Origin of the sequence: Streptomyces sp. NPDC047841 (assembly GCF_040704085.1) — a bacterium.
In the GTDB taxonomy this organism is placed as follows: domain Bacteria; phylum Actinomycetota; class Actinomycetes; order Streptomycetales; family Streptomycetaceae; genus Streptomyces; species Streptomyces argyrophylli.
Genome location: NZ_JBEYRP010000012.1, coordinates 85,653 through 107,603, shown reverse-complemented (window position 1 = coordinate 107,603; position 21,951 = coordinate 85,653). Strand labels below are relative to the sequence as shown.

Genomic DNA, 21,951 nt, shown 5'->3' with positions numbered 1-21,951 from the left:
GTCGTGACGGACGTGGTGACGGTGGCCGAGCTGGGTGGGTCGCTCGCCGCGATAGGCGGTGCGGCCTACGTCCGGCACGCTCACCCTGCGGCGTACTGGTCCACGGTCGGGCTGCCGCTGTCGGTGGCCCGCCTGCTGGCCTCGTACTCCTCGACCATGAATGCCTGCGGCCTGACCGTCGAGCCGCCGCGGTGGCGGGCCCTGGCCGTCCGGGCCACCACCCGGCGGGAGGTCCGGCCGGTCCCGCCCCGCCGGGGGCTCATCCGGCCCACATCGACCGGCCTGCGCATGCGACTGCGCCTGGCTCCCGGACAGGAGCCGGCGGACGTGGCGGCCTCGGCCGAACGGCTTCGGCACGCCTGGGGCGTCCACGCCGTGCACGTCCGGGACATCAAGCCCGGAGTCGTCGAACTGCGGCTCGTCGGCTTCGACGTCCTCCGGAAGGTGCGGATGCCCCGCGGCCGTACGGGCCCAGGACTGCTCCAAGTGCCGGTGGCCCTGCGGGAGGACGCGACTCCGTACGTCCGTGACTACCGCGCCGTACCGCATGAACTGGTCCTCGGCGCCACGCTCTCGGGCAAGTCCATGTACCTGCGGAACCTGCTCGCCGGACTGGCCACTCAGCCGGTCGTCCTGGTCGGCATCGACTGCAAGCGCGGTGTCGAACTGGCGCCGTTCGCCGCCCGACTGTCGGCGCTGGCGACCGACCCTGACCAGGCGGCCGAGCTGCTGCCGGTGCTCGTGAAGGAAATGGAGGAACGATACGACCTGATCAAGGCCCGGCAGGGCATCGCCCCGGGCACCCCGGACGAACTGATCACCTCCGACATCTGGGGACTGCCAGACACCGACCGTCCGGCGCCCATCGTGCTGTTCGTCGACGAGGTGGCAGAACTCTTCCTCGTCGCCACGCGGAAGGAAGAGGAACGGCGCGACGAGATGGTGACCCACCTCATCCGTCTCGCCCAACTCGGCCGCGCGGCCGGCATCTACCTGGAGGTCTGCGGACAGCGCTTCGGCGCCGAGCTGGGCAAGGGCGCGACCATGCTCCGCGCACAGCTCACCGGCCGCGTCTGCCACCGGGTCAATGATGAGGCGTCGGCCAAGATGGCGCTCGGGGACATCGCGCCGGAAGCCGTCTGGGCCGCGTGCTCGATCGCCTCCGAGCGGCCCGGCCTGGCCGTCGTCGGCGACACCTCAGGCGGCTGGTCCCGCATCCGCACCCCGAACCTTTCCCTCGCCGACGCTGCGGCCACCTGCCGCGCTGCAGCACACTGCGCCCCCGACGTACCGGCCCTCTCGCCCTTCCGGCCCTCCTCACCGCCCGTGCAACTGGGGAAGTCCGCCGAATCGCCGAGTTGCCCTCATCCGGTCACCGAGTAACCACACTTCCACCTCCACGGCCGGCGCGGCCGTCACGCGTCAAGTCCTTACCCCGTCATGCCCAACGGAAGGAAGCACCGCCATGTGTCCCGACTGCGAGGACTTCACCCGGACCGTCTTCTTACTGGGCCAACTCGCCCTCTACGCCGAAACGTCGGGTGTCGACGAGGAGTTCGTCGAAGCCGTGGCTCCGTCCCTGGCCGTGTCCCTTCCGGAGCCGCCGCCTGGCGTCTTCCCGCTCGGCTATGACCCCGACGGCGGCCCGAACTACCCCAGCGAGTCGTCCTGATGGCTCGGCCCGCTCTCCGCGTGGACGCGGTCCTGGTCCAAGCCGTCATCGCCGGGGCCCTGTCCTTCGCCCACCTGCACGACCTCGCCGCCGCTGCGGGACAGTCCGGGTGGAAGGCGTGGGCCTACCCCGTCTCCGTCGACCTGCTCCTCGTCGCCGCCTGGCACCGACTCCGCAACGGCGGATCGAAGTCGGCCGCCTGGTGCTGGTTCGTCATCGCCCTGATTGCCTCCCTCGGCGCGAACGTCGCGACCGCCGGCCTCCTCGACCTGGACGACGTACCGACCTGGCTGCGCATCCTCGTCGCCGGATGGCCCGCGGTCGCCTTCCTTGGCGGAACCCTGCTCGCTCACGGCTCACGCACACAGGCACCCGAGCCGTCACGGGAACCGGTCCCGGCGGACAACGGCGATCCCGAGGCTTCGGATCCGGCTCCCGAGTTGCCCCCGGCCTCCGTCCCCGTCCCTGCTCCTGCGCCCGTTCCCCCTGCACTCGTCGCTCTCGCTCGCAAGGTGGCCGACGAACACCGGGCCCGGACCGGAACAGCCATCGACACCTCGACCTTGCGGGCCCGCCTCGGCGTCCCGCTGCCGCTCGCCGAAGCCATCACCACCCACCACCTCACCTGACCCGGAGGACATCCCACCGTGCGTCCGTCCACGCTCCGCACGCTCAACCGCGCCGCCGAGCTGACCCGTCAGAACCGCCTCACCGAAGCCATGCTCATCGCCGAACCCGTGATCCTCACCGCGGACGAGTACGAGGGCGAGGAGATCCGGCGGTGGCTGCTCGACCACGTCGCCGACTTCACCGGCGAGAACCACCAGAACGTCAAGGAGCTGCCCTGATGCCCGCGAACCCGCGCTTTCGCCGCGTCGTCCGCATCGGCCCCGTGCAGGTCGCCACGTACTACGACGGCCGGGGCCGCGAGAAGCACACCGCGGCCTGCACCGCCCCGCGCTGTGGCTTCTCCTCCGACTACGACAGCCGCAGCGCCGCTGAACTCGCCGCCCGTACCCACCGCTGTCGCGTCCGCTGAGGGAGCTTCCGTGACCGTCTCGCTGCCGCTCGTCCTGGTCCTGGGCCTCATCGCCTGGGGCGCGATCAAGTTCCTCGGCGTCCGCCTCTGGATCGTCGTCGTGATCGCGCTGTTCGGCTTCCTGCTCTCCCGGACCTTCCTCGCCCCGGCCATCGACTCCGGCACCCGCTCCGGCGTCGACGTCGTCAACGGCACTCACCACTGACAAGGAGATACGCCGTGCTCCGCCCCAAGCTGCCCGACGTTCCGACCCTGCCCACGTCGAACACCGTCAGCCCCCAGCACACCCACGCCCCGGCGCCCTCGGCCGGCCGCACCCCCGTCCCCTGGGTGGGCGCGGTCGCCGCGGTGGCCGTTGTCGGCGTCGTGCTCACCGCGCTCCTGGCGGCGGTGGCCGTCTCGGCCGTGTCCGTGTCCATCGCCGCCGTGGTGCTGCGCTCCCTCGTCAACGGCGCGCACAAGCGCTGACCGGCCGCCGGGGCGGCAACAAGCCGCCAAGCATCCCGCCGCCCCGGGGCTGTCCCTCCCGACCACTGAAACAGCCGAAAGGAACTCCCATCATCACCCGGCAGACTCCGCCACCGCTGGCGGAACTCTCCATGCTGGCCTCGCTGGGCACCCTGCCCGAGCTGGCCCGGCAACTGTCCGGCCTGGGCGGCTGCACCCGCCCCGTACGCCTCGACGGCCACCGCACGGAATACGAGATCGACACCACGACCGGCGAGATCGGCCGCACCCTGCACCACCTTGACTCCGCCGCTCTTCCCGCCGGCCAGCTCCTCGTCCGCTGCAACAACCGCCGGGCCACCCGGTGCGAGGCCTGCGCCGAGACCTACCGACGCGACACCTACCACCTGATCACCGCTGGCCTGCGCGGCGGCAAGGGCACTCCGGAACGGGTCGCCACACACCCGCGCGTCTTCGCCACCTTCACCGCTCCCAGCTTCGGACCGGTCCACAACCGGCCCTCCAGCGGACGCCCCTGCCGCTGCGGCATCCGCCATGACGACCAGGACCCTGCGCTGGGCACGCCACTCGACCCGGACGCCTACGACTACGAGGCGGCCGTGCTCTGGAACGCGCACGCCGGTGCCCTCTGGCAGCGCTTTTCGGTCTACCTCCGCCGGGAGGTCGCCAAGCGAGCCGGCCTGACCCAACGGGCCTTCCGCGACCATGCGCGCGTCTCCTTCGCGAAGGTGGCCGAGTACCAGAAGCGTGGCGCCGTCCATTTCCACGCGGTCATCCGCCTCGACGGTCCGGAGGGCGGAGAGACGGCACCCCCGGCCTGGGCGACGGCCGAGCTGCTGACCGACGCCATCCGCGCTACCGCCGCTGCCGCCCGGGTCGACGGCCCGGCGGTCGACGGCCGGTCGCACGCCTTCGTCTTCGGCCGCCAACTCGACGTCCGCCCGATCCGCTCGGCCGACTTCGGTGACGGCCAGGACCTGACCGAACGGGCCGTGGCGTCGTACGTCGCCAAGTACGCCACCAAAGGCGCCGAGACGGCGACCGGCACCCTTGACCGGCCGCTGCGCTTCCTCGCTGAGCTGGCGCAAGCGCGGATCACTGAACACGCCCGGCGCATGATCCGCACCGCCTGGACCCTGGGCGCACGCCCCGAGCTGGTGGACCTCCGCCTGCGGGCCTGGGCCCACATGCTCGGCTTCCGCGGCCACTTCTCCACCAAGTCCCGCCGCTACTCCACGACCCTCGGCGCCCTCCGTGACGCGCGCGCCGACTGGCGCCGTGCCCAAGCGGCTCCGCCCGTCCCGCAGGACGGCGAAACCACGCTCGTCCTCGCGCACTGGGTCTTCGCCGGTACCGGCCTGGCCCGCGCCGAAGCCTGGCTTGCCGCATCCCTCGAACCCGCTCCCGGAACGGAAGGAGAGCCGACATGGACACCCGGCGCGACGAACTGATGACTGTTCGCCAAGTCCTGGACGAACTGGGCGGCATCTCTCGCCGGACGTTCTACCGCTGGCGTGAGCTGGGGCAAGGGCCGGCCGCATTCAAGCTCCCCAACGGTGAGCTTCGGGTCTGGCGCAGTGATTTCACCTCGTGGCTCCGACAATTGGAGGAGGCGGCGTGAAGTCTCTCGACGTCAAGGTCTGGGGCGTACGCAAGCGGGACACCAAGACGCCCTCGTACGGCGTCCGCTGGTCCGTTGCAGGCAACGTCTTCTCGGACTCGTTTCGGACTCGTTCCGCACCAAGGCGCTCGCTGATCACTACCGAGCGAAGCTCATGAGTGCCATGCGGGGTGGCGAAGAGTTCGACACGGAGACTGGTCTTCCGGCCTCGACGGAAGAGAAGAAGTCGCCATTGTCCTGGTACGACTTCGCCCTCAGGTATCTCGCAATGAAGTGGCCGCACGCTGCACCCAATACGCGAGACGGCATCAACGAATCTCTGACCAGCGTGACCATGGAACTGCTAGCGGAGCGCGCAGGGCGACCGTCCGACGAGGAGATCCGCAAGGCCTTACGCAACTGGGCCTTCGTACTGCCAGGGCCCGACGACCGGGAAGTCCCGGGCAACGTTCGGAACGTTCTGCACTGGGTGGCGAAGGCTTCCAGGCCGCTCGCAGACCTCGCTGAACCGGCAACGGCCCGCGCGGTGCTCGACGGGCTGAAGCTCAAGCTCGACGGCACCGCGGCAGCTGCCGAGACCGTGCGGCGGAAGCGGCGGACCCTCGTCAACGCTGCGAACTACGCGGTCGACTTGGGGGAGCTGCGAGAGAATCCGATTACGGCGGTTCGCTGGCAGAAGCCCAAGGTTTCGAACCAGGTCGATCCGCGCGTTGTCGCCAACCCGGAGCAGGCTCGCAATCTCCTGGCGGCCGTGTCCTACGTGGGCGGCTACCGGCGTGCTCGCGGCCGGCGCCTCGTCGGGCTGTTCGCGGCGATGTACTTCGGCGGCCTCCGTCCCGCCGAGGCGGGACGGAGGCCTGGTCGAGACGGACCTCGTTCTCCCCGAGCAGGGCTGGGGATCGGCGCTGCTCCACCGGCCCCGTCCTTCGGTCGGCAAGCAGTGGACGGACTCGGGGGAGACCCACGACGACCGCGGACTCAAGAATCGGCCGACCGAGGACGTTCGGCGCGTGCCCATTCCGCCCCAGCTCGTCGCAGTGCTGCGCGATCACCTGGCGACGTTCGGCACGGCGGAAGACGGACGGCTCTTCTTCAGTGAGAAGGGCTCGGTCGTCCCGTCCTCGACCTACTACCGAGTGTGGCAGGAGGCCCGGCTCTTGGCGCTCCCACCGGCCGTCGCGTCCTCGCCGCTCGCGAGTAGGCCGTACGACCTTCGGCACTCGGCGCTGTCGACGTGGCTCAATGCCGGAGTCGATCCCACCGAGGTTGCCGAGCGCGCCGGCAACAGTGTTGAGGTCCTGCTGACGCGCTACGCGAAGTGCCTCGACGGACGTCAGGACGTCGCCAACCGGCGTATCGAGGACCTGCTCCGCGAGTACGAGTGAGACACCCTGCACTCACACTGAGGCCCCAGGCATGCCGCCTGGGGCCTCCCTCGCTTTGTGCTCTACCTGTGCTGATGTTAGTTAGCAAAGAGTGAGTTGAGTTGCACTGCCTGTACTGCGGTGTGGAGGCTGGATCTCGCTTCCCACTGGCATGTCAGCAAGGTCAATGCGGGAGCGCGGAAGCCCTTGCGAGCTGCACATCACGCGCTGAAAGCGGTACGGCATTAGCACTGGCTGAGAGTGAGCAAGGCCTGCCGACCAGTGCTCAAACTCCGTCGGAATCGTTATCGATCTCGCCATTATTTAGATTGTCACCATCCGAGCTCATGGATTTCTCAACTTCAGCCTTCAGCTGCTTTTCAGCCTCGTTAGCCAGTGCTTCGCGAGCTCTTTTGTCATCCAGGAAGCGTCTCACGGTGACTGCAACTCCGCCTACTACTAGTGTGCCTACCACCCCTGCTCCTGCACCTACTGCGGCACCTTTCCTAAATACTCCTGGGTATGCCTTTGCCACGGCGGCATCTTGGATGATCTTGATCAAGGCGTCGACGCCGCCTGCTCGTTTTGCTGCTTCCACGATGTCCTGATACTTACCTAGGTTCCCCATCTTGCAACCTCCTCGAATTCGTGCTGTTCCCTGCCGCGCAGCGTGGATCCTTCTGGCCAGTCCCACCTGGGCGCGGAGCACCACCCAAGCCTTTTGCCGGGCGGCGGCGAACCGGTGACTGCAACTTCGTCACCGCCGAGTGGGACAGTCCCAGGTCAGTAGCGATCTCCGCGCCCGTGTCCCGGTCGGCGATGACTAGCAGGTTCCTTGGCCCCAACACCAGCGCTTGAGAGGAGGAGCGCCACCGTGCTAGCTGCGCGCCAGCATCTCCTGCTCCTCCTCGCTCCACTTGATCGCCACCGTACGGTCCACCCACTCGCGCTGGCGTGGCACGAGCGCGGGCAGTGGACTACCAAGCAGAGCCCGCTCACGAGTTCTTGGCCTTGACCTTGACGACCCTCCGGTCACGAGTGGTCTCGGCCACGTGCTTAGAGACGAGTAGATCCACAACCGCTTCGACCGCGGGTACGTCCTCCGGAGCGATGCCCCGTAGCAGCTGGACGATATTCCGCAGATGCTCGGGGACCTCGTCGTCGGGACGGACACCGCACCACTGCTCGGCGACCATCTCGGCTACGCGACGTTCTGACACTTCCAGGGCCTTGGCGAGGTGCGGGAAGAGCGCGGGCTCAGGCGGGTCTTTGATCTCCAGCCAGTACATCTTGTTCCACCAGGTGATCGACCGCTTGAAGCTACAGTCCGCAGCCATCCGCTGGTAGGTCTTTCCCCGCTTGTGCAGTTCCGTCACTCGGTTCGAGAAGGCATGTCCCATAGTCGAGGAGCATCAGCTCAGAAATACGAGCTGTCAACTCTCGTTGAAATCAACTGGCCTTTGTGCTAGCTAGGTTCGGCGGCGAGGGGCGCGTTCTGTGGCGAGTAGGCGTTCGAGGTTGCTGCGCGCGCTGTCGAGCGCAGCAAGCATCTGTGTGCGGGTTTGTTCGAAATGGGGTTCCATCTCGACGCCGAGGTCATGGCGCAGCGTGACCCGTAGCAGGTACACGCCATCTGAGAGCGGGCCGCTGAACCACGCCTTTGCCCACTCGTATGCCCCGTCGGGGGTGCTTGCCAACTGCTTGACGACTGAGTAACCAACCTGGAGGGACCTGTTGACAGCCGAGGCCACCTCCAGGACCCCCTTTGTCAATGCCATCTGTGCTTGGGAATACTGCTCGGCCCAGGCCTCCTTGGTGGCGTCGAGTAGCGCCGGGTCCAGGCGTTCACCCCGCTCGGATGCGCGGATGGAGTCCTGGCCGGCGATTCGGTAAGCGCGAGCCGCGGTGTTCAAACGGGCATAAAGATCGCGTTTTCCCTGCAACGCCTGCTCTGCGCGCGCCAGCTCCTGCTCGCGGTCGACGCGCCGGTTCTGTTCCGCTGCTTCGGCCCGACTGGCGCGCTGGCTGAGCACTGCGCCGCCCAGAGTCCCGCCAAGCGTGCCTGTGACGCTAATGAGCGTGACGGCAAGCGTCGTCATGTCCACGAGGTCCCCCAACTCGTCAATTCGCCGGCCGTGCGAGGCGGGGGCTGAGGGACAGCCCGTCGCCAATCGCCCGCTCGACTCTAGCGAGCCTCGTCACCTGCGACGATGTTCCAAGATCCCGTCCACGCCTCGTCCACAGACCCCGACATACGCCCGCTCCGAGCGGCACACGCCTGCACAAACACAAAGACCCCGCACTCAGCGTTTCCGCTGGTCACGGGGTCTTTCGGCACCTTCTTCGAGGTGCCCCCGGCAGGATTCGAACCTGCGCACACGGCTCCGGAGGCCGTTGCTCTATCCCCTGAGCTACGGGGGCGTGTCGGGCGCTGAGCTCTCGCTTGCGGCGACGGGTAGAACATTAGCAGGTCCGGCGGGGTGATCAGGAACCCGTTCCCCGGGTCGGGGTCGGCGGGTCCCCTGTACGGGGTGGAAGTGGGGAAAACCCGGACGCGGTGGCCGGTCCCGACCTACTCTCGACGTGTGCCAGGCGCTTCGGGCCGGGTGCTTGTTGTGGACGACAACAAGGTCATCCGGCAGCTGATCAGGGTCAACCTCGAACTGGAAGGGCTAGAGGTCGTGACCGCGGCCGATGGTGCCGAGTGTCTGGACGTGGTGCACGAGGTGCGGCCCGACGTCGTGACGCTCGATGTCGTCATGCCCCGGCTTGACGGGCTCCGCACCGCCGCCCGCCTTCGGGCCGATCCCCGTACGCACCACCTGCCCCTCGCCATCATCAGTGCGTGTTCGCAGTACGAGGTGGAGACCGGCCTCGATGTGGGCGTGGACGCCTTCCTCGCCAAGCCCTTCGAGCCGGCCGAGCTGGTACGGCTCGTGAAGCAGCTCATGGAGCGGCGGATCGGGCCTAGGGGGCATGAAGGTCACGAGGGCCGTGAGGGCCAGGAGGGCCGTGAGGGGCTTGGGGGGTCCGGGATGCCTGGGTTCCATGGGATGACTGGGGGCTCCGGGGGAGATCGCGGAGGTGTAGGCCCCAGTGGGGGAGGCGCCAATGGCGGACATCCCGGGGGCGGAGAGCAGGGAGGGGGTGGTGAAGGAGAGGTCGATCGTGATGGGGGCTCTCCTGCTCATGAGGCCGCTTCCGTTCCCGACGTTTCCTCCGTTCAGGGAGCTGCCTCCGCTTCCGTTCCTGACCGCCCCCCTGCTCAGGGAACTCCTTCCGCTTCCGGCGCCCCCTCAGCCCAGGGAGCCCCTGCCGTTCCCGACCCTCTCGACGTCCCCTCCCCCCAGCCACCCGCACCCCCCTGCCCTCCCCACGCACCCTCCGCTCGCGGAGCCTCCTACCTCTACCGAGGCATCCCCGCCCACCCCGTCACCCCTCCCTCCGGATCGTCCGAGGGTTCCGGGGTGCTCGACGGGCGTGGCTCACTGGGCGGCGGTCTCTCCTAGGCCGGCCGGCGCGGGCGCGTAGTGATAACCGCCTCGCCTACCCACCCCCCTCCTCCCCTACGCTTGTCCCGTGACCCCCGTCGAGCTCTCCCGCACCGTGCTGCACGCGGTGCGTCGTGCTGTCGATGACGGGGAGCTGAGCGTGACCGTGCCCGAGCGGGCCGTGGTGACCGAGCCGGGGCCCGGGGGGTGCGGAGACTTCGCCACCACCATCGCGCTCCAGCTCGCCCGGCCGGCCGGGCAGCCGGCGCTGCGGGTCGCCGAGATCCTGCGCACCCGGCTCGCCGAGGCCGAGGGCGTCCAGGACGTCGTCGTCACCGGGCCCGGGTTCCTCAACATCAGCCTCGCCGAGCAGGTCGATCCCGTCGCGGGGCTGGTCCGGGAGATCCGGGAGAAGGGCACCCGGTACGGCTACGGGGACGCCCTCGCCGGACAGATCGTCGCGCTCCGCGTGCCGTACGAGGTGCGGGCCGAGGTCGTCGCCGACGCCGTCGTACGGCTCGTCGCCACGCAGGGCGGGCGCGCCACCGTCGAGCACGGCGAGCCCGTCAACCTGCGGCCCGTTCCCGCGCCGGAGGACCCCGCCCCGCTCGGGCCCGACGCCGCCCGGTGGGCCCTCCTCCACCCCGCCCCGCACGACCGGCCCCGGATCACCGCCGATCACCTGATCCAGCGGGAGAGCAATCCGCTGTTCCGCGTGCGGTACGCCCACGCCCGCATCCGTGCCCTCAGCCGCAACGCCGCCCGCCTCGGCTTCTCCGCCGAGCCCGGCCCGCTCGGACTCGTCGACCGTTCCGGTGCCGGGCCGTCCGGCATCCGTGCACTGGGTGCCATGGACCCTCCGGGGGCTTCCGCTCAGGCTGCCGTCGACCCCTTCGCCGCCTCCGCCGGCTCCGGTGGCCGCAGCCTCCACGGGACCTGCCTCGCGCATGCCGACGCCGCCCCGCTGACCCACCCCGCGAACACCGACGCCGGCACCCCCGCCGCCGTGATCGCCGAAGGCGCCCCCCTCCTCACCCCCCTCGCCGCCCACCCCCGCATCCTCGCCGTGGCCGCCACCCGTCGTGCCCCGGACCGGCTTGCCCGGCATCTCGTCACCGTCGCCGATGCCGTGCTGCCCCTGCTGCCCTGTGTGCTTCCCGTCGGCGAGGAGAAACCCTCGGCCGCCCACCGCGCCCGGCTGGCCCTCGCCGAAGCTGCCGGGACGGTGCTGGCCGGTGGCCTGTCCCTGCTCGGCATCGACGCACCCGAACACCTCTGAGGCGCGCGACTGCATGCGTCTTCAAGAGAGACAGAGAGTCTGAGAGTCACGTCATGAGCCGTTCCGCCCATCCCGCCGGGCCCCGCCACGCCGACGTCCTGCCCGAGGGGCACTACTCCGCGCCGCCCGCCGACCTCAACGGCCTGGACCAGAAGGTGTGGGCCCAGACCGTCGCGCGCGGCGACGACGGCGTGGTCAGCGTCGGCGGGATTCCGGTCAGCCGGCTCGCCGAGGAGTTCGGCACCCCCGCCTACGTCCTCGACGAGGCCGACTTCCGGTCCCGCGCGCGTGCCTGGCGCACCGCGTTCGGGCCGGACGCCGACGTCTTCTACGCCGGCAAGGCCTTCCTCTCCCGGGCCGTCGTGCGGTGGCTGAACGAGGAGGGCCTCAACCTGGACGTCTGCTCCGGCGGCGAGCTGGCCACCGCACTGTCCGCCGGGATGCCCGCCGAGCGCATCGCCTTCCACGGCAACAACAAGTCCACCGCGGAGATCACCCGGGCCGTCGAGGCCGGCGTGGGGCGGATCGTGCTCGACTCCTTCCAGGAGATCGTGCGGGTCGCCCACATCGCCCAGGAGCTGGGCACCCGCCAGCGCGTCCAGATCCGGATCACCGTGGGCGTGGAGGCGCACACCCACGAGTTCATCGCCACCGCCCACGAGGACCAGAAGTTCGGGATCCCGCTGGCCGGGGGGCAGGCCGCCGAGGCCGTGCGGCGGGCCCTTCAGCTCGACGGGCTGGAGCTGATCGGGATCCACTCGCACATCGGGTCGCAGATCTTCGACATGTCGGGCTTCGAGGTCGCCGCCCACCGGGTCGTCGGGCTGCTGAAGGACATCCGGGACGAGCACGGGGTCGAGCTGCCGGAGATCGACCTGGGGGGCGGGCTCGGGATCGCCTACACAAGTGACGACGACCCCCGCGAGCCGCACGAGATCGCCAAGGCGCTCACCGAGATCGTCACGCGTGAGTGCGAGGCCGCCCGGCTGCGCACGCCCCGGATCTCCGTCGAGCCCGGGCGGGCCATCGTCGGCCCCACGGCCTTCACGCTGTACGAGGTCGGCACGGTCAAGCCGCTCGACGGGCTGCGCACGTACGTCTCCGTCGACGGCGGGATGTCGGACAACATCCGCACCGCGCTGTACGACGCCGAGTACAGCGTCGCCCTCGTGTCCCGCGCGTCCGACGCCGAGCCGATGCTCGCCCGGGTCGTCGGCAAGCACTGCGAGAGCGGGGACATCGTGGTCAAGGACGCGTTCCTGCCCTCGGACCTGGCGCCGGGCGACCTGATCGCCGTACCGGCCACGGGCGCGTACTGCCGGTCCATGGCCAGCAACTACAACCACGTGCTGCGGCCGCCCGTGGTCGCCGTGCGGGACGGCGAGGCGCGGGTGATCGTCCGCCGGGAGACGGAGGAGGACCTCCTGCGTCTCGACGTCGGGTGACAGGGCCGGCCGCCCCGGGGAAGGGGCCGGAAGATCTGCGGTCTGCCGGTCCCGTACAAATGAAATAGATGTCTCACGATCCGGACGAAGGGTAGAAACTCCCGTCCGGTGAGTGAGACTGGTCCAACCGTAGACGGTAAGAGGGAAACGAGGTCGGATGATGCGTACGCGTCCGCTGAAGGTGGCGCTGCTGGGCTGTGGAGTGGTCGGCTCAGAGGTGGCGCGCATCATGACGACGCACGCCGACGACCTCGCCGCGCGGATCGGGGCGCCCGTGGAGCTCGCGGGCGTGGCCGTACGGCGGCCCGCCAAGGTGCGCGAGGGCATCGACCCCTCCCTGGTCACCACCGACGCCACCGCCCTCGTCAAACGCGGCGACATCGACGTCGTGGTCGAGGTCATCGGCGGGATCGAGCCCGCCCGGTCCCTCATCACCGCCGCCTTCGAGCACGGCGCCTCCGTCGTCTCCGCCAACAAGGCCCTGCTCGCCCAGGACGGGGCCGCCCTGCACGCCGCCGCCGAGGAGCACGGCCGCGACCTCTACTACGAGGCCGCCGTCGCCGGTGCCATCCCGCTGATCCGGCCGCTGCGCGAATCGCTCGCCGGCGACAAGGTCAACCGCGTGCTCGGCATCGTCAACGGCACCACCAACTTCATCCTCGACAAGATGGACTCGACCGGCGCCGGTTACCAGGAGGCCCTCGACGAGGCCACCGCACTGGGATACGCCGAGGCCGACCCGACCGCGGACGTCGAGGGCTTCGACGCCGCCGCCAAGGCCGCCATCCTCGCCGGGATCGCCTTCCACACGCGCGTACGCCTCGACGACGTCCACCGCGAGGGCATGACCGAGGTCACGGCCGCCGACTTCCGCTCCGCCAAGGAGATGGGCTGCACCATCAAGCTGCTCGCCATCTGCGAGCGGTCCGCGGACGGTACGGCCGTCACCGCGCGCGTGCACCCCGCCATGATCCCGCTCAGCCACCCGCTCGCCTCGGTGCGCGGCGCGTACAACGCCGTCTTCGTGGAGAGCGACGCCGCTGGGCAGCTGATGTTCTACGGCCCGGGCGCCGGCGGTTCGCCCACCGCCTCGGCCGTGCTCGGTGACCTGGTCGCCGTCTGCCGCAACCGGCTGAACGGCGCCACCGGGCCGGGCGAGTCGGCGTACGCCGACCTGACCGTCTCCCCGATGGGCGAGGTCGCCACCCGGTACCACATCAGTCTCGACGTGGCCGACAAACCGGGCGTGCTCGCCCAGGTCGCCACCGTCTTCGCCGAGCACGGCGTGTCGATCGACACCGTCCGGCAGCAGGGCAGGAATCCAAGCAGCGGCGACGCAGTCGCCATCGAACAGGGTGGCGGCGGGCGACGGGAGGGCGGCGAGGCCTCCCTCGTCGTCGTCACCCACCGGGCCTTCGACGCCTCCCTCTCCGGGACCGTCGAGGCACTGCGCAAGCTCGACACCGTGCGGGGTGTCGCCAGCATCATGCGGGTTGAAGGAGAGTAACCAGCAATGACCCACCAGTGGCGCGGAATCATCGAGGAGTACCGGGACAGGCTGCCGGTATCCGACACCACGCCGGTCGTGACGCTCCGCGAGGGCGGCACGCCCCTCGTGCCCGCGCAGGTGCTCTCCGAGCGCACGGGCTGTGAGGTCCACCTGAAGGTGGAGGGGGCCAACCCCACCGGGTCCTTCAAGGACCGCGGTATGACCATGGCCATCAGCAAGGCCAAGGAGGAGGGGGCGAAGGCCGTCATCTGCGCCTCCACGGGCAACACGTCCGCCTCCGCCGCCGCGTACGCCGTGCGGGCCGGGATGGTCTCCGCCGTGCTCGTGCCGCAGGGCAAGATCGCCCTCGGCAAGATGGGCCAGGCCCTCGTGCACGGCGCGAAGATCCTCCAGGTCGACGGCAACTTCGACGACTGCCTCACCCTGGCGCGGGCGCTGAGCGACAACTACCCCGTGGCGCTGGTGAATTCGGTCAACCCGGTGCGCATCGAGGGCCAGAAGACGGCGGCCTTCGAGATCGTGGACATGCTCGGCGACGCACCCGACATCCACGTCCTGCCGGTCGGCAACGCGGGCAACATCACGGCCTACTGGAAGGGTTACAAGGAGTACGCCGCCGACGGCGTCTCCGGCGGGACCCCCCGTATGTGGGGCTTCCAGGCGTCCGGCAGCGCCCCGATCGTGCGGGGCGAGGTCGTCAAGGACCCGTCGACCATCGCCACCGCCATCCGCATCGGCAACCCGGCGTCCTGGAGTTACGCGCTGGCCGCCCGCGACGAGTCCGGCGGTGCCATCGACGAGGTGACGGACCGTGAGATCCTGCGCGCCTACCGCCTGTTGGCCGCGCAGGAGGGTGTCTTCGTGGAGCCCGCCTCCGCCGCCTCCGTGGCCGGTCTGCTCAAGGCCGCCGAGCAGGGCAAGGTGGACCCGGGCCAGCGCATCGTGTGCACCGTCACCGGCAACGGCCTGAAGGACCCCGACTGGGCCGTCGCCGGCGCCCCGCAGCCGGTCACCGTCCCGGTCGACGCGGCCACCGCCGCCGAGCGCCTCGGCCTGGCCTGAACCCCGGGAGCGGGGGGCGGGGCCGACGGGGGTGGTCGGGGCCGAACGGGGGCTAGACCGAAAGGGCGCCGGGGCTGATAGGGAGCCGGGGCCGATAGGGGCCGGAGCTGAACGGCAGCCGGGGCCAGCCGGGGTCTGAATCGGGGCCGGAGTCCGAACGGGAGCCGGCATCCGAACGGGAGCCTGAGCCCGAACGGGAGCCGGAGCTTGAGGGCCCGGGCGCCCGAGCCCACCTGCCCGTGCGGCAGCTCGGGTGTCGGCCCCCGGTCCCCGAGCCCCACCGCACCGGCGCCCGAGCCCACCCGCACCGACCCCACCCGCCCGTGCGGCACCCCAGGTGCCGGCCCCGTGCGTTCCACGCCCGGGACTTCCCCCTGACAGGGTGCACAAGGGGCTTACGACACGCATCGTGCGCCTCCTGTGCGCCCTATGTCGCCACAGAACCTTCCTTCGATAGGCTGTACTGAACCCCGCCCGTGGCACATGCCCCCCGCACACGGGCGACGCCGCGCCCGCCGCGCGGCCCCGGGGGTCTCCCGTACGTATCGAATGTCTTCGACAGTCACGCAGCTCAAGGAGAGTCAACGAGCGATGGCCGGTCCAGCGTTCCGCGCCGCCGCCGTCCGGGTGCGCGTTCCCGCCACCAGCGCCAACCTCGGTCCGGGCTTCGACGCCCTGGGCCTCGCGCTGGGGCTGTACGACGACGTGGTCGTCCGGGTGGCCGACTCCGGGCTGCACATCGACATCGCGGGCGAGGGCAGCGAGACCCTGCCGCGGGACGAGCGCCACCTCCTCGTCCGTTCCCTGCGCACCGCCTTCGACCTGCTGGGCGGACAGCCCCGGGGCCTGGAGATCGTCTGCGCCAACCGCATCCCGCACGGCCGGGGCCTCGGCTCCTCCTCGGCCGCCATCTGCGCCGGCATCGTCGCCGCCCGCGCGGTGACCATAGGCGGCGAGGCTCGCCTGGACGATCACGCGCTGCTGGAGCTGGCCACCGAGATCGAGGGCCACCCGGACAACGTGGCCGCCTGTCTGCTCGGCGGCTTCACCCTGTCCTGGATGGAGGCCGGCGCCGCCCGGGCCATCAGGATGGAGCCGCACGATTCCATCGTTCCGGTGGTTTTCGTACCGGGGAAGCCGGTCCTGACCGAGGCCGCGCGCGGTCTGCTCCCGCGCTCCGTGCCGCACGTCGACGCCGCCGCCAACGCGGGCCGCGCCGCCCTGCTCGTCGAGGCCCTGACCAGGCGCCCCGAGCTGCTGCTGCCCGCCACCGAGGACCGTCTGCACCAGGAGTACCGCGCCCCGGCCATGCCGGAGAGCGCCGCGCTGGTGGAGCGGCTGCGCGCCGACGGCATCCCGGCCGTGATCTCGGGCGCCGGGCCCACCGTCATGGCGCTCGCCGACGCCGACAGCGCGGACAAGGTGTCCCACCTCGCGGGTGAGGGATGGGCCGCCAACCGGCTGGACCTGGACGTACAGGGAGCGAGCGTGCTGCCGCTTGCGACCTGACACACGGTTGCCGGATTTGGAGAGGGGGAATGTTTGTTGGATCCGGTAGTGTTAATCTCAAGTCTGCACCCGACCCCACCATGGCGAGGTGCCTCGTGTCCCCGTCCGGGACAGACATTCTTCCGGGAGCCTCCCGCGCCACTCCGTGTTCCTCGCGTCGTACCTGGGCAGTACGTCGTATGCGAGCACTGAGCGGGCCGCCGGTGGGGGTATCCCCTCTGGGGGAGCTCCGGAATCGGTGCTACCACGCCACGTGACACTGGGTGCCACGGCTCGCGGAAGCGCCATCACCGCACATTTCTTCCGCCGCTTTGGCGGACCACCGCCCCGGCACGGTTCACAAGACAGGACCGTAGCCGGACAGCACAACCGGTCGCCGAGCCAGACAGGCCGACGTCCGCTCCAGGGAAGGACCCTTCGTGAGCGACACCACCGATCTGATGGGCGCACGTGTCGAGGAGACCGCTGCCGCGCCCGCCACGGACGCCTCCGCGCCTGCCACCGGTGCCGGCTCCCGGCGGCGCCGCGGTACCGGCCTCGAGGGCATGGTGCTGGCCGAGCTGCAGCAGGTCGCCTCGGGCCTCGGGATCAGGGGCACCGCGCGGATGCGCAAGAGCCAGCTGATCGAGGTCATCAAGGAGGCGCAGGCCGCCGGGGGTGCCCCCGCCGCCAAGGCCGACACCGCCGCCGAGACCAAGCCGAAGCGCCGGGCCACCTCCAAGGCCCGCACCGGCGAGGAGGCCGACAAGAAGGCGGAGGCCAAGACCGAGGCCCCCGCCGAGAAGGCCGTGGCCCAGCAGCAGATCGAGATTCCCGGCCAGCCGGCGTCCGACGACGCCCCGGCCGAGCGCCGTCGCCGCCGCGCCACCGCCGAGGCGGGCAGCCCGGCCGCGGGCGGCGCCGAGACCGTCGCCGCCGAGGCCAAGGGCGAGTCCAGGACCGAGGCGCCCGCGCACCAGCAGTCGCAGCCGCAGGGCGAGGCCAGGGGCGACGCCGACGGCGAGGGCCGTGGCCGCCGGGACCGCCGCGAGCGCGGCCGGGACCGCGACCGCCGCAACAAGGGCGACGACCAGCAGGGCCAGGGCGGCGGACGCCAGGACCGGCAGCAGGACCGCCAGGACCGTCAGGACCGGCAGCAGCAGGGCCAGCAGCAGGGCGGCGGCCGTCAGGACCGCAACACCGGTCCGCAGGACGACGACGACTTCGAGGGCGGCCGCCGTGGCCGTCGCGGCCGCTACCGCGACCGCCGGGGCCGTCGTGGCCGCGACGAGATCGCCGAGCCGCAGCTCGCCGAGGACGACGTCCTGATCCCGGTCGCGGGCATCCTGGACATCCTCGACAACTACGCCTTCATCCGGACCTCCGGCTACCTGCCCGGCCCGAACGACGTGTACGTCTCCCTCGCCCAGGTCCGCAAGAACGGCCTGCGCAAGGGCGACCACGTCACCGGTGCCGTCCGCCAGCCGAAGGAGGGCGAGCGCCGCGAGAAGTTCAACGCGCTGGTCCGCCTGGACTCCGTCAACGGCATGGCGCCCGAACACGGCCGCGGCCGCCCGGAGTTCAACAAGCTGACCCCGCTCTACCCGCAGGACCGGCTCCGTCTGGAGACCGACCCGGGCGTGCTCACCACCCGCATCATCGACCTGGTCTCGCCGATCGGCAAGGGCCAGCGCGGTCTGATCGTGGCCCCGCCGAAGACCGGTAAGACCATGATCATGCAGGCGATCGCCAACGCGATCACGCACAACAACCCCGAGTGCCACCTGATGGTCGTCCTCGTCGACGAGCGTCCGGAAGAGGTCACCGACATGCAGCGGTCGGTCAAGGGCGAGGTCATCTCCTCGACCTTCGACCGTCCGGCCGAGGACCACACGACCGTCGCCGAGCTGGCCATCGAGCGCGCCAAGCGCCTGGTCGAGCTGGGTCACGACGTGGTCGTGCTGCTCGACTCGATCACGCGTCTGGGCCGTGCCTACAACCTGGCCGCGCCCGCCTCCGGCCGCATCCTGTCCGGTGGTGTCGACTCCACCGCGCTGTACCCGCCGAAGCGGTTCTTCGGCGCGGCGCGCAACATCGAGGACGGCGGTTCGCTGACCATCCTGGCCACGGCTCTCGTGGACACCGGGTCCCGCATGGACGAGGTGATCTTCGAGGAGTTCAAGGGCACCGGCAACATGGAGCTCAAGCTCGACCGGAAGCTCGCCGACAAGCGCATCTTCCCGGCGGTGGACGTGGACGCGTCCGGCACCCGCAAGGAGGAGATCCTGCTCGGCAACGAGGAACTGGCCGTCGTCTGGAAGCTCCGCCGCGTCCTGCACGCGCTGGACCAGCAGCAGGCGATCGAGCTGCTCCTCGACAAGATGAAGCAGACGAAGTCGAACGTCGAGTTCCTGATGCAGATCCAGAAGACGACGCCGACGCCCGGCAACGGCGACTGACGGCTCCGCCCGACGGCTCGTTACCGAGGAAGCCCGCCCCCGTCCGCAGCGACGGGGGCGGGCTTTCGGCATAAAGGCCGCAAGCGAGATCTTTGCCACAGCCGGCACGGTGGGCGCCGGCTCCGGGGTCTGCGAGCACGGGCGCCGAATCCGCAGGTGAGCGCCGTGCTCCCGCAGCGGGTGACTACGCAGCGTGCCGGTCGCCGTACGGGGGTGGGCACTGTGCGTCGTGCAACCCTTTTCCGGGTTTCCCCGTCTGACCTGGCGGAGCGAGGATGGAGCGGTGACGACCGCGCCTGACCCTGACCGCAGGGGGTAACCGAACGACGAGACCTAGGAGCGACGTGGCCGCCGAGAGTACGCCTCAGCCCGCCATACCCGAGCCGGGCACGGGCTCGCGCCGCGGGGGCAAGGGCCGCCGCCGCAAGGCGCCCAGCACGGGGCGCAAGGCCCTGCACGCGGCCGCCTGGACGGCGGCCGGCGTGGTGGTGCTGGGCGGGTCCGGCGCCGGGTACCTGTACTTCAAGCTCAACGGCAACCTGCACAGCGTCGACATCAACCAGGCCCTCGGCACCGACCGGCCCTCGAAGGCCGGCAACGGCTCCGAGAACATACTGGTCCTCGGCTCGGACACCCGCTCCGGCACGAACAAGAAGCTCGGCGGCGGCAGCGATGACGGCAGCGCCCGCTCCGACACGGCGATGATCGTCCACGTGTACCGGGGCCACCAGCGCGCCAGCGTCGTCTCCATCCCCCGGGACACCCTGGTGGACCGCCCGCAGTGCACCGACACCAAGGGCGCCGCCCATCCCGCCGCGTCCGGCGTGATGTTCAACGAGGCCTACTCCACCGGCGGCGCGGCCTGCGCGGTCAAGACCGTCGAGTCCCTCACCGGCCTCCGCATGGACCACTACCTGGAGGTCGACTTCCAGGGCTTCCAGAAGCTCATCGACGACCTCGGCGGGGTCCGGGTCACCACCACCAAGGACATCGACGACCCGCAGAGCCACCTGAAGCTCCAGGCCGGCACCCACACCCTGAACGGCGAGCAGGCCCTCGGCCTGGTCCGCACCCGGCACGGCGTGGGCGACGGCTCCGACCTGGGCCGCATCCAGCTCCAGCAGGCGTTCATCAAGGCCCTGACCGACCAGGTCAAGCACGTCGGCGTCCTCACGAACCCGAAGAAGCTCTACGACCTCGCCGACACCGCCACCAAGGCCGTCACCACCGACTCCGACCTGGGCTCGGTCAACTCCCTGATCGACTTCGCCGGCGGTCTGAAGGGCATCGGCTCGTCCCACATGACGATGGTGACGATGCCGGTCCAGTACGACCCGGCCAACCCCAACCGCGTCCTCGTCGCCAAGCCCAAGGCCCAACTGGTGTGGAACGCGCTGAAGGACGACAGGCCGATCCCGAAGTCGGCCACGCGGGGCACGGCCACGGGCGAGGCCAAGGGCGTCGTCAGCGCCGGTTAGGACGCGGGGAACCGCGAGCCGGAGCGCGGGGAACCGCGAGCCGGAATAGAACAGCCGCACCCCCGGTTTTGGGGGATGGCCCCAGTCCTGGCAGACTGGTACGTCGGCTCCGGTTCACGCCTCCGCATCCCGCGGCAGCGACCCGGCGCCCTCCCGGAACCTAGGAGACACCTTGAAGCGCGACATCCACCCCGAGTACGTCGAGACGCAGGTCAGCTGCACCTGCGGTGCGTCGTTCACCACCCGCAGCACCATCGAGTCCGGCACCATCCGGGCCGAGGTCTGCTCCGAGTGCCACCCGTTCTACACGGGCAAGCAGAAGATCCTCGACACCGGTGGCCGTGTGGCCCGCTTCGAGGCCCGCTTCGGCAAGGCTGCGGCCGGCTCCAAGAAGTAGCGAGCCCCATTTCGCCGGTCCACGGTCACGCCCCTCACGGGGGCGTGCCCGGGACCGGCGTTTTTGGTCGCCCGCCCTTCCCTTCACCGCAGTACAGGAGCCCAAGATGTTCGAGGCCGTCGAGGAACTCGTCGCCGAGCACGCCGACCTGGAGAAGAAGCTCGCCGACCCGTCGGTCCACGCCGACCAGGCGAACGCGCGCAAGCTGAACAAGCGCTACGCCGAGCTGACCCCGATCGTCGCCACGTACCGCTCCTGGAAGCAGAACGGCGACGACATCGAGACCGCGCGCGAGCTGGCCGCCGACGACCCCGACTTCGCCGCCGAGGTCAAGGACCTGGACAAGCAGCGCGAGGAGCTGACCGAGAAGCTGCGCCTGCTGCTCGTCCCGCGCGACCCCAGTGACGACAAGGACGTCATCCTGGAGATCAAGGCGGGCGCCGGCGGCGACGAGTCGGCGCTGTTCGCGGGCGACCTGCTGCGCATGTACCTGCGCTACGCCGAGCGCGTCGGCTGGAAGACCGAGATCATCGACGCGACCGAGTCCGAGCTGGGCGGCTACAAGGACGTCCAGGTCGCGGTGAAGACCCGCGGGCAGACCGAGCCCGGCCAGGGCGTGTGGGCCCGGCTGAAGTACGAGGGCGGGGTGCACCGCGTGCAGCGGGTCCCGGCCACCGAGTCCCAGGGCCGTATCCACACCTCCGCCGCCGGTGTCCTCGTGACCCCCGAGGCCGAGGAGGTGGACGTGGAGATCAACCCCAACGACCTCCGCATCGACGTCTACCGCTCCTCCGGCCCGGGCGGCCAGTCCGTCAACACCACCGACTCCGCCGTGCGCATCACGCACATCCCGACCGGAGTCGTCGCCTCCTGCCAGAACGAGAAGAGCCAGTTGCAGAACAAGGAGCAGGCGATGCGTATCCTGCGCTCCAGGCTGCTCGCCATGGCGCAGGAGGAGGCGGAGAGGGAGGCCGCCGACGCCCGCCGCAGCCAGGTCCGCACCGTCGACCGCTCCGAGAAGATCCGCACCTACAACTTCCCGGAGAACCGCCTCTCGGACCACCGCGTCGGCTTCAAGGCGTACAACCTGGACCAGGTCCTGGACGGCGACCTCGACGCCGTCATCCAGGCCTGTGTCGACGCGGACTCGGCGGCGAAGCTCGCCGCCGCCTGAGAGC

At 70.4% G+C, this 21,951-nt stretch carries 21 protein-coding genes, 1 tRNA gene and 2 pseudogenes; 20 read left to right on the top strand and 4 right to left on the bottom strand.

Translation table 11 applies throughout. The annotated features are described in order from the left end of the window. Positions 1 to 3 precede the first annotated feature (3 nt). The 10 genes and pseudogenes from AB0947_RS21280 to AB0947_RS21235 all read left to right on the top strand — a co-directional run bounded on the left by AB0947_RS21280 (position 4) and on the right by AB0947_RS21235 (position 6,185). Positions 4 to 1,383, top strand: coding sequence for an FtsK/SpoIIIE domain-containing protein (locus AB0947_RS21280; RefSeq protein WP_366751899.1), 1,380 nt, complete (start codon positions 4 to 6; stop codon positions 1,381 to 1,383). A gap of 82 nt (positions 1,384 to 1,465) precedes the next feature. After that, positions 1,466 to 1,672 (top strand): hypothetical protein, encoded by a 207-nt coding sequence (locus AB0947_RS21275; RefSeq protein ID WP_366751898.1) that lies wholly within the window; start codon positions 1,466 to 1,468, stop codon positions 1,670 to 1,672. After that, a complete protein-coding gene (locus AB0947_RS21270) occupies positions 1,672 to 2,301 on the top strand; it encodes a DUF2637 domain-containing protein (protein WP_366751897.1) in 630 nt (209 codons plus the stop codon). Before AB0947_RS21275 ends, AB0947_RS21270 begins: the two co-directional genes overlap by 1 nt. 18 nt (positions 2,302 to 2,319) lie before the next feature. Beyond that, positions 2,320 to 2,520: a hypothetical protein gene (locus tag AB0947_RS21265; protein ID WP_366751896.1), complete on the top strand. Its 201-nt coding sequence runs from the start codon at positions 2,320 to 2,322 to the stop codon at positions 2,518 to 2,520. Next, positions 2,520 to 2,711 carry a mobile element transfer protein gene (locus AB0947_RS21260; RefSeq protein ID WP_366751895.1) on the top strand — a complete coding sequence of 64 codons (192 nt, stop codon included), beginning with the start codon at positions 2,520 to 2,522 and terminating at the stop codon, positions 2,709 to 2,711. Before AB0947_RS21265 ends, AB0947_RS21260 begins: the two co-directional genes overlap by 1 nt. A 10-nt stretch (positions 2,712 to 2,721) precedes the next feature. Beyond that, complete coding sequence (locus tag AB0947_RS21255; protein ID WP_366751894.1) at positions 2,722 to 2,916, top strand: hypothetical protein; 195 nt, start codon at positions 2,722 to 2,724, stop codon at positions 2,914 to 2,916. Between the two features lie 14 nt (positions 2,917 to 2,930). Further along, entirely contained in the window at positions 2,931 to 3,179 is a 249-nt protein-coding gene (locus tag AB0947_RS21250) for a SpdD protein (RefSeq protein WP_366751893.1), read from the top strand. Between the two features lie 131 nt (positions 3,180 to 3,310). Beyond that, entirely contained in the window at positions 3,311 to 4,630 is a 1,320-nt protein-coding gene (locus AB0947_RS21245; RefSeq protein ID WP_366751892.1) for a replication initiator, read from the top strand. Continuing rightward, the gene (locus AB0947_RS21240) at positions 4,606 to 4,800 is read left to right on the top strand and encodes a helix-turn-helix domain-containing protein (protein ID WP_366751891.1); all 195 of its coding nucleotides are present in this window, start codon (positions 4,606 to 4,608) and stop codon (positions 4,798 to 4,800) included. The genes AB0947_RS21245 and AB0947_RS21240 overlap by 25 nt, the downstream gene beginning before the upstream one ends. Further along, positions 4,797 to 6,185, top strand: a pseudogene (locus AB0947_RS21235) (site-specific integrase). Before AB0947_RS21240 ends, AB0947_RS21235 begins: the two are co-directional and overlap by 4 nt. Positions 6,186 to 6,450: 265 nt before the next feature. Here the strand turns inward: AB0947_RS21235 and AB0947_RS21230 are convergent. From AB0947_RS21230 to AB0947_RS21215, 4 genes are all read right to left on the bottom strand, one after another. Further along, positions 6,451 to 6,792, bottom strand: a complete 342-nt coding sequence (locus AB0947_RS21230) for a hypothetical protein (RefSeq protein WP_366751890.1) — start codon at positions 6,790 to 6,792, stop codon at positions 6,451 to 6,453. A gap of 367 nt (positions 6,793 to 7,159) precedes the next feature. Continuing rightward, the gene (locus tag AB0947_RS21225) at positions 7,160 to 7,564 is read right to left on the bottom strand and encodes a hypothetical protein (RefSeq protein WP_366751889.1); all 405 of its coding nucleotides are present in this window, start codon (positions 7,562 to 7,564) and stop codon (positions 7,160 to 7,162) included. Positions 7,565 to 7,633: 69 nt separating this feature from the next. Then, a complete protein-coding gene (locus AB0947_RS21220; protein ID WP_366751888.1) occupies positions 7,634 to 8,263 on the bottom strand; it encodes a hypothetical protein in 630 nt (209 codons plus the stop codon). 250 nt (positions 8,264 to 8,513) lie between these two features. After that, positions 8,514 to 8,585: transfer RNA gene (locus tag AB0947_RS21215), tRNA-Arg, on the bottom strand. Between the two features lie 164 nt (positions 8,586 to 8,749). On the opposite strand from AB0947_RS21215, the pseudogene AB0947_RS21210 reads away from it, so the two are divergent. From AB0947_RS21210 to prfA, 10 genes and pseudogenes are all read left to right on the top strand, one after another. After that, positions 8,750 to 9,121, top strand: a pseudogene (locus AB0947_RS21210) (response regulator); the annotation flags it as partial. A 622-nt stretch (positions 9,122 to 9,743) separates the two neighbouring features. Continuing rightward, entirely contained in the window at positions 9,744 to 10,934 is a 1,191-nt protein-coding gene (gene nrtL / locus AB0947_RS21205; protein ID WP_366751887.1) for an ArgS-related anticodon-binding protein NrtL, read from the top strand. 53 nt (positions 10,935 to 10,987) lie between these two features. Beyond that, the gene (gene lysA, locus AB0947_RS21200) at positions 10,988 to 12,379 is read left to right on the top strand and encodes a diaminopimelate decarboxylase (RefSeq protein ID WP_366751886.1); all 1,392 of its coding nucleotides are present in this window, start codon (positions 10,988 to 10,990) and stop codon (positions 12,377 to 12,379) included. A 157-nt stretch (positions 12,380 to 12,536) separates the two neighbouring features. After that, positions 12,537 to 13,886 (top strand): homoserine dehydrogenase, encoded by a 1,350-nt coding sequence (locus AB0947_RS21195; RefSeq protein ID WP_366751885.1) that lies wholly within the window; start codon positions 12,537 to 12,539, stop codon positions 13,884 to 13,886. A 6-nt stretch (positions 13,887 to 13,892) separates the two neighbouring features. Beyond that, positions 13,893 to 14,951: a threonine synthase gene (thrC, locus tag AB0947_RS21190; protein ID WP_366751884.1), complete on the top strand. Its 1,059-nt coding sequence runs from the start codon at positions 13,893 to 13,895 to the stop codon at positions 14,949 to 14,951. A gap of 591 nt (positions 14,952 to 15,542) precedes the next feature. Further along, positions 15,543 to 16,460, top strand: a complete 918-nt coding sequence (gene thrB, locus AB0947_RS21185) for a homoserine kinase (RefSeq protein WP_366751883.1) — start codon at positions 15,543 to 15,545, stop codon at positions 16,458 to 16,460. Between the two features lie 419 nt (positions 16,461 to 16,879). Next, positions 16,880 to 18,898 (top strand): transcription termination factor Rho, encoded by a 2,019-nt coding sequence (rho, locus tag AB0947_RS21180; protein ID WP_366751882.1) that lies wholly within the window; start codon positions 16,880 to 16,882, stop codon positions 18,896 to 18,898. A 344-nt stretch (positions 18,899 to 19,242) separates the two neighbouring features. Continuing rightward, positions 19,243 to 20,376: an LCP family protein gene (locus AB0947_RS21175; protein ID WP_366751881.1), complete on the top strand. Its 1,134-nt coding sequence runs from the start codon at positions 19,243 to 19,245 to the stop codon at positions 20,374 to 20,376. Positions 20,377 to 20,548: 172 nt separating this feature from the next. Beyond that, entirely contained in the window at positions 20,549 to 20,773 is a 225-nt protein-coding gene (gene rpmE, locus AB0947_RS21170; RefSeq protein WP_019326867.1) for a 50S ribosomal protein L31, read from the top strand. 106 nt (positions 20,774 to 20,879) lie between these two features. Further along, positions 20,880 to 21,947: a peptide chain release factor 1 gene (gene prfA / locus AB0947_RS21165; protein WP_366751880.1), complete on the top strand. Its 1,068-nt coding sequence runs from the start codon at positions 20,880 to 20,882 to the stop codon at positions 21,945 to 21,947. The last annotated feature ends 4 nt before the right edge of the window (positions 21,948 to 21,951 follow it).

Coding starts and splice junctions, on each gene's coding strand:
- AB0947_RS21195 (WP_366751885.1), top strand. CDS start 12,537: ATGATGCGTACGCGTCCGCTGAAGGTGGCGCTGCTGGGCTGTGGAGTG.
- thrC (WP_366751884.1), top strand. CDS start 13,893: ATGACCCACCAGTGGCGCGGAATCATCGAGGAGTACCGGGACAGGCTG.
- thrB (WP_366751883.1), top strand. CDS start 15,543: ATGGCCGGTCCAGCGTTCCGCGCCGCCGCCGTCCGGGTGCGCGTTCCC.
- AB0947_RS21275 (WP_366751898.1), top strand. CDS start 1,466: ATGTGTCCCGACTGCGAGGACTTCACCCGGACCGTCTTCTTACTGGGC.
- AB0947_RS21260 (WP_366751895.1), top strand. CDS start 2,520: ATGCCCGCGAACCCGCGCTTTCGCCGCGTCGTCCGCATCGGCCCCGTG.
- AB0947_RS21220 (WP_366751888.1), bottom strand. CDS start 8,263: ATGACGACGCTTGCCGTCACGCTCATTAGCGTCACAGGCACGCTTGGC.
- prfA (WP_366751880.1), top strand. CDS start 20,880: ATGTTCGAGGCCGTCGAGGAACTCGTCGCCGAGCACGCCGACCTGGAG.
- AB0947_RS21240 (WP_366751891.1), top strand. CDS start 4,606: ATGGACACCCGGCGCGACGAACTGATGACTGTTCGCCAAGTCCTGGAC.
- AB0947_RS21270 (WP_366751897.1), top strand. CDS start 1,672: ATGGCTCGGCCCGCTCTCCGCGTGGACGCGGTCCTGGTCCAAGCCGTC.
- lysA (WP_366751886.1), top strand. CDS start 10,988: ATGAGCCGTTCCGCCCATCCCGCCGGGCCCCGCCACGCCGACGTCCTG.
- AB0947_RS21245 (WP_366751892.1), top strand. CDS start 3,311: ATGCTGGCCTCGCTGGGCACCCTGCCCGAGCTGGCCCGGCAACTGTCC.
- AB0947_RS21225 (WP_366751889.1), bottom strand. CDS start 7,564: ATGGGACATGCCTTCTCGAACCGAGTGACGGAACTGCACAAGCGGGGA.
- AB0947_RS21230 (WP_366751890.1), bottom strand. CDS start 6,792: ATGGGGAACCTAGGTAAGTATCAGGACATCGTGGAAGCAGCAAAACGA.